This window comes from Bifidobacterium aerophilum, from assembly GCF_010667685.1.
In the GTDB taxonomy this organism is placed as follows: Bacteria; Actinomycetota; Actinomycetes; order Actinomycetales; family Bifidobacteriaceae; genus Bifidobacterium; species Bifidobacterium aerophilum.
The window spans coordinates 132267-147994 of record NZ_WHZW01000003.1; the positions used below are offsets into that span (position 1 = coordinate 132267).

Annotated in this window: 7 protein-coding genes; 1 reads left to right on the forward strand and 6 read right to left on the reverse strand. The window is 64.1% G+C overall.

Annotated features, from left to right (window positions below; translation table 11 throughout):
- Positions 1-650: 650 nt before the first annotated feature.
- Entirely contained in the window at positions 651-1880 is a 1230-nt protein-coding gene (locus GFD25_RS02130) for a substrate-binding domain-containing protein (RefSeq protein WP_163229508.1), read from the forward strand.
- Between the two features lie 64 nt (positions 1881-1944).
- On the opposite strand, the gene GFD25_RS02135 is transcribed toward GFD25_RS02130, so the two are convergent.
- The 6 genes from GFD25_RS02135 to GFD25_RS02160 all read right to left on the reverse strand — a co-directional run bounded on the left by GFD25_RS02135 (position 1945) and on the right by GFD25_RS02160 (position 15643).
- Positions 1945-3372 carry an ATP-binding protein gene (locus tag GFD25_RS02135; protein WP_163229510.1) on the reverse strand — a complete coding sequence of 476 codons (1428 nt, stop codon included), beginning with the start codon at positions 3370-3372 and terminating at the stop codon, positions 1945-1947.
- A gap of 118 nt (positions 3373-3490) precedes the next feature.
- Positions 3491-4357, reverse strand: coding sequence for an HAD family hydrolase (locus GFD25_RS02140; RefSeq protein ID WP_338024605.1), 867 nt, complete (start codon positions 4355-4357; stop codon positions 3491-3493).
- A gap of 203 nt (positions 4358-4560) precedes the next feature.
- Positions 4561-7908, reverse strand: coding sequence for a DUF5107 domain-containing protein (locus GFD25_RS02145; RefSeq protein WP_163229512.1), 3348 nt, complete (start codon positions 7906-7908; stop codon positions 4561-4563).
- A 234-nt stretch (positions 7909-8142) separates the two neighbouring features.
- On the reverse strand, positions 8143-10896 hold the full coding sequence (locus tag GFD25_RS02150; protein ID WP_163229514.1) for a glycoside hydrolase family 2 TIM barrel-domain containing protein: 2754 nt from the start codon (positions 10894-10896) through the stop codon (positions 8143-8145).
- Positions 10897-10976: 80 nt separating this feature from the next.
- The gene (locus GFD25_RS02155) at positions 10977-12401 is read right to left on the reverse strand and encodes an MFS transporter (RefSeq protein WP_163229516.1); all 1425 of its coding nucleotides are present in this window, start codon (positions 12399-12401) and stop codon (positions 10977-10979) included.
- A gap of 149 nt (positions 12402-12550) precedes the next feature.
- Positions 12551-15643 (reverse strand): galactose-binding domain-containing protein, encoded by a 3093-nt coding sequence (locus GFD25_RS02160; RefSeq protein WP_163229518.1) that lies wholly within the window; start codon positions 15641-15643, stop codon positions 12551-12553.
- Between the last annotated feature and the right edge of the window lie 85 nt (positions 15644-15728).

Genomic DNA, 15728 nt, shown 5'->3' on the forward strand with positions numbered 1-15728 from the left:
AGAAGTCGTGCCGTCCGGCATACCTAGCCTCGCGACACCATATCGTTTGATCAATTTTGATTATACACTCAACTTTAATCAATTTCAATCAATTTTGATAAATTGTGTCGCGCTTTCACCCTTCGCTCGATACCACAACGCCCGGCGAGCCACAAGGCCAGCCGGACGTCCGAGGATATCCAATTCAGGCGGCAAGACCGGCGAACAGCGCCGCCCAATCATCCGTCTCAACCGAAGACTGGGGCGAAGACGCGCGGTCAAGGCCATCGTTGACGCCGTATCCATTGAAGTGCTGTTCCATGACGATTCCTTTCCTTGTCGGTCGGTTTGCGCAGAACGTCGCTGTCGCGCAATGCCTGCTGTCGTTGTCCGCGAGGAACCTCTACGTACCCCTCTGCGGTAGTTATCGTTAACTATACCATAACGCACGAATTCAATCAAATTCAATCATCACACCCACGCCCCCATCCTCACCGATTCTCCACAAGCATTGCCAATTCGGCGCAATACCGCCACTCGACAGCACAACCCGTTATCAACACATCGGATACAATGTATAAGCAAAAACGATCAGCACCGCTCAATTTCTTCGGCACGCGACTGCGCGCAGCCCGAAGCGATACGGCGGCGCGCCCTCGGAAAGCGGAACGATGTCAGAACCCCAGTCCCCGGACAACCAGCGCAAGCGCAACTATCTGCCGGCCGAACGCCGCGACATGATCCTGAGCCTGCTCACGCGGCAGAACGTGGCCACGGTGCCGGAACTCGCCACGCTGCTCAACACCACGGAGATCACGGTGCGCAGGGATCTGGCCGAACTGGGCAACGCCGGCCTGCTCAAGCGCATCCGCGGCGGCGCGATGTCGGTGGGCAGCGACGACGCGCCTCAGCCATCCACGAACGTCAGCCGCACGGCACGCTTCGAATCCGGCCCGGCATCCGCCGCAGCCCCCGACGTCCCGGGACATGTCGCGAACGCCGCACCAGGCATCACGACGAATATCGCCCCGGATGCGGCCGCCCCCGCCATCCGCCCCGACGCGCAGCCGGTCATCGGCGTCATGCTGCCCGAACCGAGCTTCTTCTGGCCCGGCGTCATCGAACGCATGGCTCCGATCGCGGCACGGTACGGTCTGCAACTCACCGTGCGCGAATCGTCCTACGACGAAGGCTCGCCCGACGACGAGATCATGGCGGGTCTGACCATCGACCAGAACCTCTGCGGCCTGATCGTCGCACCGAATTCCCATCCCGAATCCGGCAAACGCGCATGGGATTGGATCGAACGTGCACAGATTCCCACGGTGGTGATCGAACGCGATCAGCCACCGCTGGGCACCTGCTATGTGGATTCTGTGCGTACCAATCATCCGTATGGCGTGCGCAAGGCCGCCGTGCACTTCCTCGGCCATGGTCATACGCGCATCGGCGCCGCGTTCAGCGAAACGCCGACGTCGGCCATGATCCAGAAAAGCTGGCGCGAACTGGTCGATGCCAGCGACGGTCGGATCGAATGCCCGTTCATCTGCGATGGCATACAGCCGTATGACGCGCACGGCGTCGATGAGATCGTGGAGCGCATCGCCGCGACCCACGTCACCGCGATGCTCGTGCATTCCGATTATCTGGCGATCGCGATCGCACAGGTGCTTGAGCGGCGCGGCATCCGCGTGCCGGACGACGTGTCGCTGATCTCGATCGATGGTTTCGCCACCCCGAGCTCGCGCCCGCTGACCGTGCTGCGTTCCAGTGCGCAGGACCTGGCCGAGGCCGCGGTCACCACGCTGATCGAACGCATCCAGAACCCGGACGCGGCGACGCGTCACGTCTTCGTCGACCCGACGCTCATCGACCGTGGTTCCGTGACGGACCGCCACTGACATGTGCGATCGCGGGGCGATACGCCACTGACGGTTCCGCATCGCCCCGCGGCCGAATACGACATCATCGGCCGTCCGGCGACAGCATATCCTGCACGGATATCGCCATCAGCCCCGTCTCACCACGACCGGCCGCGATCCGCGCCAGCTCGTCGGTTTTGACGAACAAGGCATAATGGCGGTCGGCATACCCCGGGATCAGGTCCGCCCGGGATCGCAGAACGGCGATCGTGTCAGCGACCTCAAGACTGGACTTCCACTTGCATTCGCCCAACAGGATGGAACCGGTTTTCGCGTCGGCGGCGATGACATCGATATCCGTTTCCTGCCTGACCCGGGGATCAGCACCCCACCATTTGCCGAAGGCCGTCGCGCGAAACGGCAAATGCCCTTCACGATTGGCTCGTATCAGCCATTGTTCGCATACCGTTTCATACTGCTGTCCGACATAAGTGTCCAGAGCGGGGCCGATCACGTCGGTTTCGACCGCAAGCTCGCCGTCGCCTCGCTCTATCCTATCCGAATTCGGTCCGACGAAACGGTACCAGAAAGCGAAAAACGGGTCGCCGATCACCCATAGTCCTTTGCGCGTATGCGTCGGATTGTCCCCGAACGGAACACGGCGCTCGATCAATCCCAGATCGGACAATACGCTCAGGTACTTGCCGACGCTCGATGATGTTGCCAAGCCGGCTTTTCCGGCTATCTTGTTCTGTCGCGTCGCACCGGACCCTACCGCCTCCATCACCGAGTTGTACACCGCAATGTCGCGCAGTTCCTGACGCAATAGCATCAGCGGTTCCTCATAGAGCAACCCGCTGGTGTCAAAGAGCAGACGGCCGACATTCTGCTCGTACGACAGATTCGCGCGAATCTGCTTCAGGTAGTACGGAGTGCCGCCAAAAGTAGCGTAATACTGAACGACATCGATCGGCGACGCGAACGGAAGCATGCGAGCCGTGTCGAACACATCGAACGGCTTAAGACGTATCTGCGCGGTACGCCGACCGTACAAGGGACTTTTGTAGCCGAGCACATCGCTTTCCATGAATCCTTCATTGCTGCCGCACAGCACCATCATCACATTCGCGTCTTTGAAACCATGATCGATGGCGACCTGCAGGATGGAGGGCAATGCCCGTTCGTTCAATGCCGCATAGGGGAATTCATCGAACACGAACAGCATGCGACGGGATGGTTCCGTCCTGGACTTTTCGACGATGAAATCGAACGCATCCTGCCATAGCGAGAATGCCGGCCTTGAAATCGGCTCGTCGAAAAACCGATAGATCTCGCGTGAAAAATCCCGCAGGTTCGCGGCTGAGGTCTGTTGACGAGCCGTGAACATAAGCGCATGGCGATCCCTCGCGAATTCGTCAAGCAGCGCGGTTTTGCCGACACGACGACGACCGTATAGCACCAACATCTGGAAATCGTCCTGATCCCACAGATCTTCCATCACCGACAGTTCGTGTTCACGTCCGACAAACATGCAACCACCTTACATATGATACTCACGAGTATCTTACTCTAGAGTATCATACTCAAGAGTATTAAATACTTGGACCACTAATCATCCGGCTTCGTTCACGCGAGCCGTCCGGCAAGGATCAGGGATGGCCCACAATGAGATCGGACGGACGCAGGCCACGGTAATCCCTGATCATGCGGTCATAGCGGCCGCAGCCGGCGACGGGAACGCGGGCATGACCGGTGACGGCGATCACGTAGCCGCCGGAGGCCCGGGCCGCGGCCAACCCCGGCAGAGAGTCCTCGAAGATCACGCATCGACGCATGAGATCACGGGACGGAATAGACGCGTTCCCCGTGCTCACGCCCTCACCATGGCGACCGCTGTCGCGCATCCTGTGTTCCGACCCGGCCGTAACGGCGATGCGCGCGGCCGCCAGATACGGCGCCGGATCGGGCTTGTGCGGGACATCGTCGTCACCGCTGATCGCACCGACGAACGAACCGGCCGGCGCGTGGGCCAGCACGTTGTCCACGATCGGCCGCGGCGAACCGGTGACCAACACGGAAGGCACACATGCCTCGGCAAGTTCCGCCAATAATTCACAAGCCCCTTCGATCCACGGCAAACGTTCACGTTCCATGCACATCACCTGATCAGTCAGCGTGGAGACGATCACCTCATCCGGCAGGTCAACGCCGCGCTCGCGCAGCAGGCGTATGATCATCGGCAGCGCGGCCCCCTGCATCGCCTCGGCGAGCGCGTCGTCCCACGCGCCGCCGCACCGCTCCAGCAATGCACGCTCGGCGCGCACCCAGTACGGGTCCGAGTCGATCAGCGTGCCGTCCAAGTCCCAGAACACCGCTGCCGGCAGACCCGCAGACCCGCCGACAGCGCAGCCGGCACCAGAGATCCGTCCGACGGTACCGCACACGGCACTGTCGGCACCAGCACCGTCAGCAGCCTGGTCACCCGCATCGCAACGTTCCCCGACCTCACCGCTCACCGCAACGCTCCTTGCTCACGCACGAACGGGCGTTTTCTTCCACGGAACGATGGTTCCGCAGACGAAAACGCCCTGTCTCATGGTAGGCGCCCACGGCAGACGCCCCTCCACGACGGGCATCGTGCCGGCGCACCGATAACGACCGATGCAACCGGCACGATGCCATCACCTTGATGCCATAACCGTCACAGCCGCCCCAGCCGTCACAGCAGCTGCCGCACGCCGATCTCGTCGGCGAACAGGTTCGCCTGGATGTGGCTCGGGTCGAGCGCGAGCGCATCATCGAGGAACCGCGCGGCCGCCTCGCGATCGCCGGTGCCGATGTTGGCCAGTCCCATCAGGTAGAGGCAGTGGACGCGGTTCATCTTCGTGTAGTCGTTGTCGAAGATGAGGAAGTCCGGCAGCGAGACGGCGAAGTAGTCGATCCTGACCTGGTCGTCGAGGTGCTGCTCGCCGTAGTCGAGCAGCCGGTAGAACCGCGCGTTGGCCGGGCCTTCCTCGCCGAGCGCCTTGTGGGCGAGTCCCTGGAACAGGATCATTTCGGCGGGCTGGTCGTTGTAGTACATCGCGCCCTTCACCTCGTCGGGGCCGATCGTCGCCTGCCGGAATTCGGCGCGCGCGGCCGACTCGTCGCCGAGCGCACGTTCGACCACGCCGAGCCAGTAGTGGATGTCGTTGTCCTTCTGCCCTTCGAGTTTGCCTTCGCCGAGGTTCTGTGGGTAGGACAGCGCGCGCCCGAGCAGCTCCTTCGCCCGATCCCAGTCGCCGGCGGCCATCGCGTCCTTGGCGAGCAGGGTGAGCGCGATGCGGTATTGCGCGGTGATCTTGCCTTCGCCGCCCTCCCACGGGTGGAAGCGGCGCCGCCCCATCAGCTCGTATGCCCGCGCGTAACGCCCGGTGAGGTTGAGCACGGTCAGGTATTCGATATACAGGTCGTCGCGTTCGCCGACCACATCGGGGTGCTTCTCGAATTCCGCAAGCCGTTGCGCGTACGTCCAACCGATCTTGCGGTGCAGCTGATCCATTTCAAGGAAGACGCGCGCGTCCGACCCGTCGAGACGGTACGCCTCCTCGATCTCCCGCTGTGCGGCCGTCGCGTCGCCGCGCTTGTTGTAGTAGGCGAGCGCGAGGTTGCGATGCACGGTCGGGAAGCCCGGATCACGGTCGCGCGAACGCTCCCACAGCCCGATCGCACGGTCGGCGAGCGTCTTGTCGTAGTACAGGCAACCGAGATAGTACGGCGCCCTGGCACCGTCCACGGACTCGATCGCGGCCTCCAACGGCGCGATATCCTCAAGCTTGTTCGGGAAGCAGTAGTCGGACGGCGCGGCTTCGGCTGCCTCGAACGCGGTCCGCGCCTCCTCGTCGCGGCCAAGCGCTGCCAGATACAGACCCTCGTAGTACTTGACCATCGGCTTCGACTGGTCGGTCTCGGCGAGCAGCGCGAGCGCCTCCTCGTAGGCGCCGAACAGCGCGTAGTCGCGGGCGGCCTGCAGGTGGTTTTCGAAGAATCCGCGCATGAGACCGGACAGTTCGGCCGGGTCTCCCCCGGCGATCACGCGTTCGTTGCCGGACACGAAGTCGAACCGGTCAACCGCGAGGTTCTCGGCGAGCGCGGCCGCGGCGTCTTCCGCGCGTCCCAGCCTGCGCAGCACGTAGGCTCGCAGGCCGCGCGCCTTGATGTTCATCGTGTTGCGGGTGAGCGCGGTGTCGACGTATTCGAGCGCGTCCGCGAAGTCGCCGCGGCGGGCGGCGATGGCGGCCATGGCGAAGAACGCGCGCTCTTTCTGCGCGTCGTCCCAGGTGGCCTTGTAGAACATGTCGAACGCGTCGTCGTCACGGCCCTGGTAGAGCAGGTCGAGACCGAGGTTGTAGTGCGGTTCCGAGTCGTACGGCTGCGTGTTGTGCTTGGTCAGGCGCTTGATCGCGGTGCGGAAGTACCGTTCGGCACCCGCGAAGTCGCCGCGGCGCAGCAGCAGCCGGCCGTACGCGTTGTTGATGCGCGCGTCGCCGGGGTCGCGCTTCAAGCCTTCGAGATAGTACGGGTCGGGCATGTATGTGGCGTGACGGTACTGCTCAAGGTGCAGGCCGGCGAGCAGCAGCTCCTCGTTTGTGAGGATGTCCTCCGGGTCGTCGGCGGCCTTGGCCGGCTCGGGCAGCTTGTCGATCGTCTTCGGCTGTGGCGTGTACTTGACGAGCACGGTCCCGTCGGCGGAGGTCACGGTCGCGGTGATGTCGGTGGCGGCCGCGTCGCCGGTGTCGAATTCGGCGCGCACGATGTCGTTCGGGCTGATCGTGCCGACGTACGAGTACAGCGTCGCGCCGGTGCGGTCGTCGGTGACGGTGACGTGCGCATGCTCGTACACGCTCGTCGCGTATGCGGTGACGCGCCCCTGACCGGCGGCCAGCCCCTGCGCTTCGATGCCTTCGGTCTCGCCGGCCGCGCCGAACGAATCCTCCGGTCCGATCTCGAGGTTCACGGCCGCGTCGATCGACGCGTTCTTGACCAGCCCCACGCCCTTGTACGGCATGAAGTACTGGGTGAACGTCTTGCCCTCGTACGGCTTGAGCCATGTGAAGTCGGGCTGGTTGTCGGTGAACACGCCGGTCATCAGCTCGACGTACGGGCCGTTCGCGTCCGTGAGGTTACGGTCCCATGCGCGGCCGAAGTCGCCGTTGCCCCACGTCCACTGCTTCTTGCCGGGCGAGATGTGGTGGTCGGCCACGTGCAGGATGCCGGCGCCGACGCCGAAGTCGTAGCCGCCGACGAAGTTGTAGTCGGAATGCGCGGCCATGTACGAGGTCGGCACGGGCACGTTCTTGTAGCGGCCGATGTCGACGCCTTCGGAGTAGTCGTGCTTGTAATACGTGCCGGTTGCGATCGGATAGCGGGACACGTCGCGCTTGCCGTGGTCCATGACGGCGGTCACGTCCGGCGGCATCACGGTTTTCGTGTGCTCGTTGACGGGCACGGCCGGGTTCGCCCACCACAGGAAGGTCTGCGGCAGCGCGGTTCCGTTGTACAGCTGCGCGTCGATCTCGATGTATGCCTTGCCCGGGTGCAGCGCGATCGTGGTGACGACCTGCGTGCCGTACATCTGGTCGGTGTCGTGGAGAGCCACGGCCTTGCCGCCGTCCGGCAGGTCCTCGACCGTATAGTCGACCGGCAGGTACGTGGTCGGACGGTGGTGCTGCGGCCAGTTGAATTCGATGCCGCCGGAGATCCACGGTCCGGTCAGACCCACGAGCGCCGGTTTGATCACGTTGTTGCGGTAGACGAAGTCGTAGCCGTTCGTCTTGTCCTTCGCGTATTGGATGCGACCGCCGAGTTCCGGCAGCACGGTCACTTCGAGATACTCGTTCTCGATGATCACGGCCCGGTAGTCCTTGTCGCGCTTGACATCGCTGATCGTCTCGATGACCGGATACGGATAGACGCGGCCCGAACTGCCCTGATACACGCGCTTTTCGATGAACTCCGGGTTCTTGTCCGCCGCGCCGATCTCGTAGGTGGGGATCGTGATGACGGTGTCCCGAATCGTCACTGCCATAGTGTGCTCCTTCATTGGAACTGCCTTGGAAACCATGCGACCGGCCCATTGTCGCCGTTACCGCAACATAGTGATCGCTTGCTTCAAGACTAAGACCGTTTTCCGGCCGATACAGGGTTTTTTCTGCTCACCAATAGTGAAAAATTGCTCTCACTTTGCCGAATGCCGACAGATATGACCGTGCGGGCGGCGCAGCCGACCGGCCACGCCGCCCGCACGGGCACGGCACCAACGTCACCGCACCATCGACGCGATGACCTCCATGTCGATCCGCTGCCGTGGGTCGAATGCCGGCGATGCCAGATACCGGTAGATGGCGCCCTGCAACGCGCGGCCTTCGGGATGATCCTGCAGATCCTGCAATCCCATCGACGAGAACAGCAGTCGTCCGTTACCGCACCGGCATTCGAACAGCTGCGCCATCGGACGCAGGTATGCGTAACTGTCCATTTCGGTGACGATCGGACGGATGCGTCCCGCCGACTCGGGCAGTACGACGGCGCGGCGACCGGCCATCGGCCACCATTGCCAGTCGGTGTGCGATTCGGTCGGGAACCCGTCGAACAGCGGATGGTCGGCGTCGATGTACTGTCCCATGCCGCCGTTTTGCTGGGGGAACGTGCCGACCGACCAGAAATCGGTGGAGAACTGGCCTTGCACCGACCCCGGCAGCGCTTCGGCCGTGGAACGCGGCGACAGGTAGACCACGCCGCCCCGGTCGAGCACAGCGCGGGCCGTCTCGTCGAAATGTTCGGTTTCATACACGCCCGCCGGCCGCGACGGCGTCGTCGGCGCATACACCCAAATCGGGTACGAGTTCGTCGCTCCGTCGATGTCGATGCGCAGGTCCAGCCTGGCCGGCGGCCGTACCGAGTCCAGCGGCAACGCCAACCTGCCGGCCGAGGTCAGCGTTCCCACGGGACAGTAGACGTCGGGCAGGCGGTCCTTCAGCGAGATGCCGTCGCCGGTCAGCGAGAACCGCACCGGACCGGCGAGCGCCGTCCGTCCGTAATTGGCGATGACCACGTCGCAGGACAGCGTCTCGTCGCAGGTGTACGTGTATCGCGGCAGCAGCGCGAGCGGCAGACGGTCGGTGAAGAACGCGCGGAACCGTTCCGGCTGCGCGAATCCGTATGACTTGGATTCCAGATGCGCGTCGAGCATGCCCACCAGCGCGGTGCCCTGTCCGGGGAAATCCTGCAGTCCGAGCAACGACAGTCCGCTCATCGACCCGGTGCGCAATACGGCTTCGACTTCCTCGCGATAGCCGATCAGGGACAATTCGCCGCTGGCCTCGACGTACTTTGGCCAGATGTCGTCGAGGCCGCGCGCATGAATGCGGTCGCGGATGATCCGGTAGTTCGCCGGGTCGGTGACGCCCTGGAACCGTTCGATCTCGCTCAGTTCCGGCAAAACCTCGTACTGGCCGACCTCGAATCCGAACACCGGCCCCGCGTATTGTTCGCGCAGCGCGGCCATCGACTGCTCGTAATTCATGTCGGCTCCCGGATACCGGTTGTTGAGATGTCCGGTCATGGGCGAGCTGGTGGCGCGCAGGAAATGGTCCCGGTACGCCTGCGACGTATAGAAGTCGCTGTTCGGATCGCAGCCGTTGAGCCCGTAGTGCACGTTGGAGCCCCATGCGTACAGTCGGGTCGGGTCGAGGGAACGCGCCAGGTCGAGCAATTCGGTCATGCGCCGGTGGCCGAGGTCGCCGGCGGCGAGCTCGTTGCCGAGCGTGAGCATGACGAACGAGGGGTGGTTGGCGAGCGTGAGGATGACCCGTTCGAGTTCGGTGCGGTAGTAGGCGAAGGATTCGTCGGATTCGAACGCGGTGTGCGGATCCCAGTGGGACAGTTCCGGCTGCATCATCATGCCGATCTCGTCGGCCGCGGCGAACGCCTCGTCCGGCGGGCAGTGCGAGTGGAACCGCATGCAGTTGACGCCGTAGGACCGGTAGGTGTCGAGGATTCGCCGCCAGTCGTCCACGCTCGTCGGCGGATGGCCGGTTTCCGGGAATTCGGCGCAGTTCGCTTCGCCGCGCAGGAAGAACGCGCGTCCGTTGATCGTCAGTCGACCGTGGTCGTCGGAGCCGAAATCGCGCACGCCGAACCGTACGGTCATGGTCGAGCCGGACGGCGAACCGGACGGCAGCTCGCGGACCGTTTCGTCCGGACCGTCAGCGCCGTCAACGGCACCGCCATCGCGGCCAAGCGTCACGGTCAGGTACTGCAGGTTGCCGTCGTATTCGTCCCAGCGGCGTACACCGTCGCGCAACGGCAGCGACTCGAACGTGATGTCGTTGACGCCCGGGACCAATGCGACCGTCCGCCGGGCCGTATCGGCCAACGCGTCGGAACGGACGAGGATCGTCGCCGACGCCGCACGGCCGCAGTCCACGCTTGCCGTCACGTCCACCATGTCGCCGTGCGGCAGGACCCGCACCGAGGAGACGAACGTTTCCGGTTCGACGCGCAGCCGGACGTAGCCGAGCAGACCGTTCCAGTTGGTCTGCGTCTCGTCGGTGGCCGTGGACGAGCCGACGATCGCATCGTGCGGCATGCCCGGATAGCTGTTGTCGCTGAGCACGACGAGTTCGTCGTCGCCGGTCAGCATGCCGGTCACTTCGAATACGTGCGGCGTGCTCAACGTGCCGGGCAGATGCGGCGGCACGGGCGTGCCGTCGACCTGCAGGGCGAGGTGGCGCGCTCGTTCGACTTCGAAGAACACGCGTTCGCCGGGCTTTGGACGGTATGCGATATGCCGCGTGAACCTCGCCTCGCCTTCGAACGTGTGCTTGCGCGTCAATCGGGTCGCCCATGGGCGCAGGTCCACGGAATCGTCGATCACGCCGGGCGTCGTCGTGCGGGTGCGTGCGACGTCCGGGTGTCCGATCCCGTTGGTGTCAAGCGTGCCGGGCAGACGGACCGGCCGTGCGATGCCGTCGTCGATGGCGGCGCTCCAGGAGCCTTCCAAACCGATGATCATTGTTGTTTCCTTCCCGAAAACCACGGGCGGGGCGTCCGTCCGCATTGCGGCGTGACGGACGCCCCGCTTCCTACGTGTCGTCAGTTCGCGACGGCGGCGGGGTCCGTTCCGGCCTCGGCGGCCGCCTTGGCGGCGCGGCGTTCGCGCAGGATCGCGACGATCTCGAGGAACCGCTTCTCGGTGATCTCGTACTTGAACATCGGGATCAGCGCGAAGATCGTCAGGATCGCCGGGATGAAGGTGAACATCGCGCCGATCCAGAACAGCGTGTGCGCCGACAGGTCGGTGTTGGCCACGAAACCGGCCCAGGCGAGCACGTAGCCGCCGAACGCCACGCCGATCGCGTTGGAGATCTGGGACTTGAAGATGTTGAGCGAGAACACGGCGCCTTCGGAACGCTCGCCGGTCTTCCACTCGTTGTATTCGATGCAGTCCACGATCATCGAGAAGCCGGTGATGTTGGCGACGCCGGTGAAGAACGAGATGATCGCGCCGATGATCATGACGCCCCAGTATTCATGCTGGAACAGGAACAGCGCCGCGCCGAACACGGACATCGCGATGTAGCAGCCGATCGTCGAGTTCTTCTTGCCGAACAGCTTCGAAATGAACGGCGACAGGGACGAGCCGATGAGCTGGAAGACGAGCGTGAGCGTCAGGTAGTACTGGACGACGTTTTCCATGCCGAGGTTGTACTTGAAGAAGTACAGCTGGAAGCAGCCCTTGATGTTGCTGACCATTTCGAGCAGGAACATGGAGATCATGATGAGCGTGAACGGGGTGTTCTTCACGAACATCTTGGCGATCTGCACCGGCGACTGCGAGGTCTCGCGCTTGGTCGAATAGTTTTCTGGCACGAACAGCAGCGTGAGCAGCAGGCAGGCGGCGGCGGTGATCATGATGATCGTCACGGCCATCGTCCACGAGCCGAGGATCCTGACCAGCGGCAGCGTGAAGGCGCTGATGGCGAGCTGGCCGAACGCGGCGACGGTGCGCGGCACGGCCACGACCTTGACGCGCTCGTCGGGGTCCTGCGTGATGGCCGAGGACAGCGACCAGTACGACGTGTCGAGGATCGAGAACGTCATGTTCCACAGGATGTACGTGGCGTACGCGTAGACGAGCTTGCCGGCCTCGTCGAAGTCGGGGCTGATGTACAGCGCGATCGTGGTGAGCACGGTCAGCGACGTGCCGACGAAGATGAACGGCTTGAACTTGCCCCATCGCGTGCTCGTGTTGTCGACGATGATGCCCCACATGATGTCGGTGATCGCGTCGATGCACTTGGTCACCAGGAACATGGTCGCCACGGCCGCCGCCTTGAGTCCCACGCTGTCGGTGTAGAAGAACATCAGGTAGGTGGCCATGACGAAGTAGGTGAGGTTGGCGCCGAAGCTGCCGGCGCCGTACGAGAACGCGACCAGGAAGCTGACCTTGTCCTTCGGGTTCTTGGTGATGCCCGCCGCCGTGCCGGCGCCGCCTGACGCCGCGATATCCGTTGCCATGATGATGCTCCTTCGCTGTATGCGGCGGGACGTCGTCGTTCCGTCGCTTGGTATGGTTCGGTCGATATTCGGTTGATGTTCGGTTATGACGTTGCGGGATCCCGGGCGGGCGGCCGGACCTCCCGCGAGTCCGGCCGCCCCGATCCGGTTCAGCTCACGCGGAAGTCGGTCATGCCCGCGCCGATGGTGGACGGCTGCACGTAGGTGACCCTGATGTAGCGCAGCGGCTGCGGTTCGATGTCGTAGACGCGGTTCTTCGCCTGTTCGCGGCGCTGCGCCAGCGTCGTCCAGGACGAGCCGTCAACGGATCCGTCGATGGTCAGTTCCGTGTCCTGCGGTTCCTGCAGGTCGATCTCGATCCGGCTGACGGTCGCCTCCTGCTGCAGGTCGACCCGCCACCAGTGGCCGGGCAGCGAGTTGATCGACTCCCAGAACGTGAGCGGGCTGCCGTCGACCGCGTGTTCCGGCCCGCGCGACTTCGACTTGGATCCGTCGGTGGACGCCGGCTTGCGCAGCGCGAGGTTCGGCTTCTCGTCATGATCCGGCACGACCGCTCCGGCCGGCGGGTTGAGCAGCGCGGTCAGCGTCGCCGCGTCGACGGACTGCGCGGGAGCGAACCCGTCGCCGTTGACGTAGTCGACGATGCTGTTGCGCAGCGCGAGGACCGACGGCGAATCCGTCGCGTCCAGATTGATGGAGCAGACCAGCAGCCGCCCGTCGCCGACCGCGCATTCGAACAGGTTGGTGGCGTGTTCGATGGTGTAGAAGTTGGGCACGATCTGCGTGATCGGCTTGAACGCGCCGCCGAGGGCGTCGATGACGATGCTGAACGACCGTTCGATCGGGTCCTTCCACACCAGTTCGCTGTACCGAGACGCGGGGAACGACCGCAGTGCGGGGTGACGTTCGTCGCAGAACATGCCGCACGGGTCCACGCTTTTGAACCATACCGGGCTCCAGAACACGGGGAAGAACTCGCCCTTGCGTGCCTTCGCGACCTTGTTCGGATCGGCGAGGATCACCGCCTTGCCACCCCGTTCCAGCGTCTGCCGCACACGGTCGTCGAAACGGTCGGACACGGTCACGTCGTCGGCGAAGTCGCGTGCCGGCTCGGGCGCGTACACCCAGATGTCCCACGAATTCTCGACGCCCAGACCGGGATGGCGCACGGCGAGCCGCGCCTTGGTGTTTGACGTGAAACAATCCAGCGGCACGGAGAACGCGCCGACTTCGGTCAGGTCGCCCTGCGGCGCGGCCGCGGCATCCACCTCGCCTTCCAGATGGACGGCCGGGACGCCGACCCCGGCATCCGACCGCGCGTCCACGGCGTCAAGGCTCCACGTCCAGCGCCCGGCCTCGATGTCGTCCGCGCCGTAGTTGAACACCTTCAGCGTGGCCGTCAGCGTCTCGCCGGCGACGAACTGCCGTTTGTCGAGGATGACCAGCGGCTTGACCGCGTCGCAGTGCAGGTCGATGTCGTCGATGCCCTTCGGCTCCCAGAACGCGTTGAGCAGGCCGACCGTGGCGGTCGACTGTCCGGGGAAATCGTGCAGGTCAAGCATCTGGAATCCGCCGAAGCCGCGCGTGCGCATCGTCGATTCGATGTCGTCGCGGTACAGCACGGCCGCCAGATGACCGGAGGCGAGCACGTAGTCCTTGGCGTAGCCGATCAGGCCCTTGCGTTCCAGATCGTTCTTGATCACCTCCAGGTTGACCGGGGCGAGCGCGCCGTCGTATTCGGGGATCTCGCTCACGTCCGGGAACACCGCGTACTGGCCGAGCTCGTGCGCCACGAGCGGCAGCGACGCCTTGCCGACCGCCTCGTCGTAGGTCAGCGTGGTCTGCTCGACCATTTCGTCGAGGAACGCCTGGCCGCGGATGCCGGTTTCGTCGTACTGCACGTCGACGAAATAGTCGTCGGCGGCGGTCGGCTGGCGCCGGGTCACGATGCATCCCGAGTTGGAGGTCAGCGTGGTCAGGAATCGCGGATCGCGCTTGCGGATGCGCGTCAGCACGTCCTCGAGATACGTGTAGTCGCCGCTCAGCTCGTTGCCGGCGACGAGCATGCACAGGCTCGGATGGTTGCCGTACGCGTCGACGATGCGGTTGAGTTCGGCCTCGATGTAGTCGTAGTGGTCGATGTGCGAGCCGACGTCGCCCTTGAACCAGTCGTCCATCCAGAACGGGCCTTCGACCGACAGGTAGACGCCGAGCCGGTCGGCCGCCTCGAACGCGGCTTCCGGCGGGCACCAGCTGTGGTAGCGCACATGGTTGAGTCCCGCTTCCTTGACGCGCCGGTAGATGTGCTCGTACGAGGCGACGTCGCACGGCGGGAATCCGGTTTTCGGGAACACGCAGCAGTCGAGCGTGCCGCGCAGGAACATGCCGTTGCCGTTGATGCGCAGCGTCCTGCCGTCGACCGACAGCTCCCGCATGCCGAACGTCACGTCCGTTTCGCGGCCGTCGACGATGACCGACAGCGTGTACAGCGTCGGATGGAACTCGTCCCACGTTTCGAAATGCGGCAGGACGACGTCGATGCCGTTGTCGCCCGCATGGACGGCGACGCCATGGCTTTCGGCCACGGTCTCGCCGGCGGCGTCCCGGACCAGCACGTCCGCCGTCGTCGCCGACTGCGCGACGCCGCGCAGCAGCACATGCACCGAGCCGTCCGACGGTCGCGGGAACACCTGCACGTCGCGTACCGGACCGGCGCCGGCGCGCAGTTCGATGGCGCCGACGATGCCGTTCCACAGCGTCTGCGTCTCGTCCGTGTAGGCGCTCGCCTTGTCGTAGATGTGTTCCACGTCGCGGTTGTCGATGCGGATCGTCAGCGTCTGTTCGCGGCCCGGTTCGACGAACGGCGTCAGATCGTAGACGTGCGCGGCGGACAGCGAGTCGCGGCGTCCCACGTAATGACCGTCGATCCATACGGCCGATTCGAAGATCACCCGTTCGAGATACAGTTCGACGCCGTCGGCGAGCGCTTCGGCCGGCGGCATAACGATCCGACGCTGCACCCACAGCGCGCCCAGGTAATCGTAGCGCTGGCGCAGGCACCGGGTGGTATCCTCGTTGAGTTCCGTGTCGGCCTCAAGCCGGTGCCCGACATGATTCGTGGTCGTGGTTCCCGGCAGCTCGAAGGGTGCCGCATCAAAAGATTGCGCCGACCAGATCTCCGGCATGCCACGGTCATCGGGGTCGAGCCGATAGTCCCATGGTCCGCTTAGGTCCAGCAGCACATTGTGTGATTGTCGTGTCGTCATGGAAAACCTCACCGTCCCTGTGTAGCCCTGCCGGACTCCGTTGCCCGGCAATGCATTCCCC

Excerpts from the sequence above, each read along its gene's own strand:
- GFD25_RS02130 (WP_163229508.1), top strand. The coding sequence starts at position 651 with ATGTCAGAACCCCAGTCCCCGGACAACCAGCGCAAGCGCAACTATCTG.
- GFD25_RS02135 (WP_163229510.1), bottom strand. The coding sequence starts at position 3,372 with ATGTTTGTCGGACGTGAACACGAACTGTCGGTGATGGAAGATCTGTGG.
- GFD25_RS02145 (WP_163229512.1), bottom strand. The coding sequence starts at position 7,908 with ATGGCAGTGACGATTCGGGACACCGTCATCACGATCCCCACCTACGAG.
- GFD25_RS02150 (WP_163229514.1), bottom strand. The coding sequence starts at position 10,896 with ATGATCATCGGTTTGGAAGGCTCCTGGAGCGCCGCCATCGACGACGGC.
- GFD25_RS02155 (WP_163229516.1), bottom strand. The coding sequence starts at position 12,401 with ATGGCAACGGATATCGCGGCGTCAGGCGGCGCCGGCACGGCGGCGGGC.